Below are 4,196 nucleotides of genomic sequence, written 5' to 3'. Positions count from 1 at the left end.
GTAGGAACATCATCCCCTTGTCCTTCGAGTCAGTTCCTTAGGCTGGTCAACTATGGCTTTTGCAAGCCACCGCCTCTACAGGCGGGTGGTAGTTGACTTCAACAGGTTTCAATTTCATCATCTCCTTTCGGATTATTCCTTCAATATAAGCCCGCAATTTAATTAAACCTAAATTATATAGACACTTCCCCCTTGAAAAAAGTAACAGCCTTTCCTCCTATGTGTACCCTATCACCCTCTATTTGAAGTTTCAAAATACCCCCTCTCTTCGATGCCTGATAAGCCTTCAATCGATTCTTTTTTAGCTTACAGCTCCAGTAAGGTCCGAGGCAGCAATGGGCAGATCCCGTCACGGGGTCTTCATTTATTCCAATAGCCGGGGCGAAAAACCTCGAGACAAAGTCATATTCAGGATTATTTGATGCGCCGGTTACTATTATACCCCTCGCCTGAATCTGCTTCAGCAATTCAAAATCAGGCTCTAGCTCCCGCACAACCCTCTCACTTTCCACCTCTATCAGATAATCCATTCTATTTTTTCCAGCGAATAGGAAAGGCACGCCGAGGGCTTTTATCAAGCTCTCTGGCGGGTCCACCGGTTCAGCCACCTCCAGGGGAAAGTCCAAGTTTATATATTCACCCTGTTTATAAGCTTTCAAGACCCCGCTTTTAGTATAGAATACCGCTTCTTCATCCTGTTTTATATACCCTTCTTCCCATAAAACATGGGCGCTGGCAAGGGTTGCATGCCCGCAAAGGTCCACTTCGGTTTCGGGAGTAAACCACCTCAAGCTGTAACCGCTACCCCGTTTTAGCAAAAACGCGGTCTCCGAAAGATTCATCTCCATCGCAATCTTTTGCATGATTTCTTCAGGAATCGGATCATCCAAAATGCATACACCTGCGGGGTTCCCTTCAAAGAGGTTCTGAGCAAAAGCATCCACCTGATAAATTTTCATATCCTCACCTTCTTTTTTACCTTACCAATAATTCACCAGCTTCATAAGCCATCTGTAGCAAATCCTCTCTTTCGTTCACTGCACCCAAAGGATTGAGATTATTACCGCCTATTATGGCTTTTACATCCATACCTAAGGCACGTTTTAAAAACGCTGCTATTCCTTCCATTACCTTCTTTCCGTCATCACCTCCACCCTGAGTATACACTAACACGCATTTTTTTCCAACTGGAAGCTTCGAACCCTTTCCGACTACTAAAAACGCATAAAGCCTGTCAAGAAAAATTTTCGTCTGAGCGGTGACATAACTTATGTATATTGGCGAACCTATTACTACTGCATCTGCCGAAAATAATTCATTGTAAATTTTTTGCATGTCATCCTTCTGTATGCACCCGTCATTTTGCTTGCAGTAATTGCAACCCTGACATCCCCTAATGTTAAGTTCATTCAACTTGAAGGTTTTAACTTCAGCCCCCTTATCGCTCGCTCCCTTCAATACTCTCTCCACCAAAATTTCGGTATTGCCGCCTTCCCTGGGACTTCCTATAATCCCTATGACTTTCATTTTAATGCTTCCCCCTTTAAAATAATAAACCTTTATCTATTAAAAGTTATTTTACGGCTTCTTCTACATCCACTCCTTCTATAATGCAAGCAATAATATAAGCAAGAACCCCGGCAGAGAGATACCCGCTCGGGCGACCGTGCATTAAGGCTGCGCACTCACAGACAATCCGAAAGGCTTTTTCCCTGCTATAAAACAGCCCCACCGGAGCAACCCTCATAACTCCGCCGCAACCCTTGCTGTTATTTATCGGCTGTTCAATCGTGCCCATCTTTCCGCTGGATAAAGCTGAAAGGCAGGTACTTCCCGGCCCACGTCTTGCGTGAAATACGCAAGTAGAGGCTGGCGCGAGGGCGTTATCAATTAGTTTCAAAACGTGCCAGCTGATCCCGAGCGAACACGAACTCCGGAGTTTGAAGCCTTTCCCCGAAGTTGATGGAATACCAGGGGTTGCCCTCGCCGTTCGCCGGATTTTTTAGAATATGAATATCCTGTGCAGGCATATATCCCTGGGCCAGTATAAAGATTTTTTCTCCCGTAGCCTTATTTTCCGCCACATCCAGAACTATTGCGCAATGGCCGGGACTCCCACCTTTGATAAATATGTCCCCTATCTGCAAATCTTCAACCGGCACTTTTTTCAATTGTTGTGACAATGAAAGCGTACCTGCGTATGCAAAGACTATATCCAGGTATTTTCTAAAAGTTTCGTAATCGTTGGACCGTTCTGCCACCTTCACCCAGTAAGCTTTATTCCCCTCGACTTTTATTCTGTAACCTTCCATCCATTTAACATAATCGGCCCTAAAGCCGTTGGTAAATTTAAAGTGTATCTTATCATACTCTCCTTTCCAGTAGAGGTACTCTGCTCTCAGCCTAATAACAGCATCGGCGCACTGCTGCAGGTCCCTGTTTCCTACATCAATATCGAGAACGGCTACATGGACATCCCAGGGCTTCGGAATGCCGTTGTAATACCTCACCTTAGAGCCATGCGGCTTTAATGGCAGGTTTCTCAAATACTCACCGAAAGATCCTTTGGGCACCTTGACCCTATCGAACCCCTCAGGAACCTTTATCCACTCCTGCACGGTCCTTCCGTTAACATTTATTAAATTTTCTCCCGGAACGTCGGAAGCGCCGTCTAAATTAAGGCCATCCCTTACCGTGCAAGCGGTTAAAAACAGCACCATCAGGATAAGGATTAGTTTAGCGCTACGCAGTATATTTCTCAAGGTATCTATCTCCTCGCGTGGTAACTTTTTCTGTGGCAATTTACATGGTTTAGATTTTTCTAGGGGCCTGTAAAGATACATTTTGTAATTTTCTCCCAAATTCATTTACAAGCTTCATAATCGCTGAATCAGCATGACTCCAAAATGCTTTCCACAAATATAAAACACTACATACAGCAACGATTATAAAAATTATCAATACAAAAGGTTTCTCATTCTTCATACGTTTTTTTCACCACCTTCTTTAAGTTTTTTTTGGCTGGGGCCAGCCCAGGACCAAAACCGATAACTTCCATTATAGAAAAAAAGAGAATATTGACAAGGTTGGGCCTTCGTTGCCACCTTTCCCCAGAATTTCCGCTATACCAATTACTGCTTGGGTATATCTGTTGAACCAAACTATTCTACCATCCAGTGCCCAGACTACTATAAGCATCTGTTCGTTTTCAAAAATTCTACTTAAAAATTCTTCTCTCTTCTTAAGATAAGCAATTGATTCCCTGGATTCTTCAATAAAACTCTTATTTTTCCTCTCAATATGCACTTTCTCACCATCCACCATTCGCCATTAATTTCCCCTTTCTGGACAACCATTCTTCCCCCTGTAAAAAGGAAGTCCCGCACAGCCCCGTATGCGGCTTTTACCGCGGCCTGAAATATTTTGTTTAATATTCGGCCTGCACCGAAAGGCCGTATTCCTTAATCCTCTTTCGCATTTTCTTCACCTCCAAAGATATCCATTTTCAGCCGGGTTTTCGACAAATTTATATAGAAGTTCAACAAAGATGCTCGAATTCCTCCCACGTAAGTAAACATACGCCAACCAAATCAAAATTTGGCTGGGTTCATCGAGCACCACACGTCTTCCAGGCTGACATTCGCTCATAATCGTTGACCGCCGCTTCTTTTAATATCTCTTGGGTATCTTCAAAATTTCCCTCGTGTATAGCTTCGCGTACTTTGCTATGTTTCTTCATCATACCAAAGGGCTTCTATTAGGTTCTTACTGAGATGATACGGGTCTAGCCTGTATCTAGCTCCGGGAAAATATTCTAACCCCTGCTTTATCCCTTTCTCCCCATCTCCCCCTATGTTTATCTCTTCTATGCGACTTATGGCCCATATATCTCTCGCCTTCGCATACGTCTCCTCCCACATTACTGGCCATTCCCTCATGCCGCTTATTACTACTTTGTTTTCTAGTTCATTTCCCCCTGTCCCGACTCATGATTAAGTTTTTGTAATAAAATTTTAGAATTTTTTTTTTTTTTTTTTTTTTTTTTTTTAAGTAAGAAGAATTTAAATTTTTTTTATAGAATAAATTCATAATAAAACTATTGTTTTTATTGCACGAGCAACGAAGGAGTGACATCAAGAATGCTCACATATTTTGATAATAATACCAAAATTAATTTAGATTTGTTTGAAAGTCTT

The 4,196-nt window shown here is 42.5% G+C and carries 4 protein-coding genes and 2 pseudogenes; all 6 read right to left on the bottom strand.

Annotated features, from left to right (window positions below; all coding sequences use genetic code 11):
• Window positions 1-173 precede the first annotated feature (173 nt).
• A complete protein-coding gene (locus AN618_RS12105) occupies window positions 174-959 on the bottom strand; it encodes a PhzF family phenazine biosynthesis protein (protein WP_066355562.1) in 786 nt (261 codons plus the stop codon).
• A 16-nt stretch (window positions 960-975) separates the two neighbouring features.
• Window positions 976-1,527, bottom strand: a complete 552-nt coding sequence (locus AN618_RS12100) for a flavodoxin family protein (protein ID WP_066355560.1) — start codon at window positions 1,525-1,527, stop codon at window positions 976-978.
• Between the two features lie 46 nt (window positions 1,528-1,573).
• On the bottom strand, window positions 1,574-1,900 hold the full coding sequence (locus tag AN618_RS12095; RefSeq protein ID WP_066355558.1) for an ADP-ribosylglycohydrolase family protein: 327 nt from the start codon (window positions 1,898-1,900) through the stop codon (window positions 1,574-1,576).
• A complete protein-coding gene (locus AN618_RS12090; protein ID WP_222926516.1) occupies window positions 1,887-2,762 on the bottom strand; it encodes a DUF4846 domain-containing protein in 876 nt (291 codons plus the stop codon). Before AN618_RS12090 ends, AN618_RS12095 begins: the two co-directional genes overlap by 14 nt.
• A 358-nt stretch (window positions 2,763-3,120) precedes the next feature.
• Window positions 3,121-3,324 (bottom strand): annotated as a pseudogene (locus AN618_RS12085) (hypothetical protein); the annotation flags it as partial.
• 337 nt (window positions 3,325-3,661) lie between these two features.
• A pseudogene (locus AN618_RS14220) lies at window positions 3,662-3,965 on the bottom strand (UPF0236 family transposase-like protein); the annotation flags it as partial.
• Between the last annotated feature and the right edge of the window lie 231 nt (window positions 3,966-4,196).

This window comes from Fervidicola ferrireducens (assembly GCF_001562425.1).
GTDB classification, from domain to species: domain Bacteria; phylum Bacillota; class Thermosediminibacteria; order Thermosediminibacterales; family Thermosediminibacteraceae; genus Fervidicola; species Fervidicola ferrireducens.
Note: the sequence above shows the minus strand (reverse complement) of the source record. Positions and strands in the feature narration are given on the sequence as shown.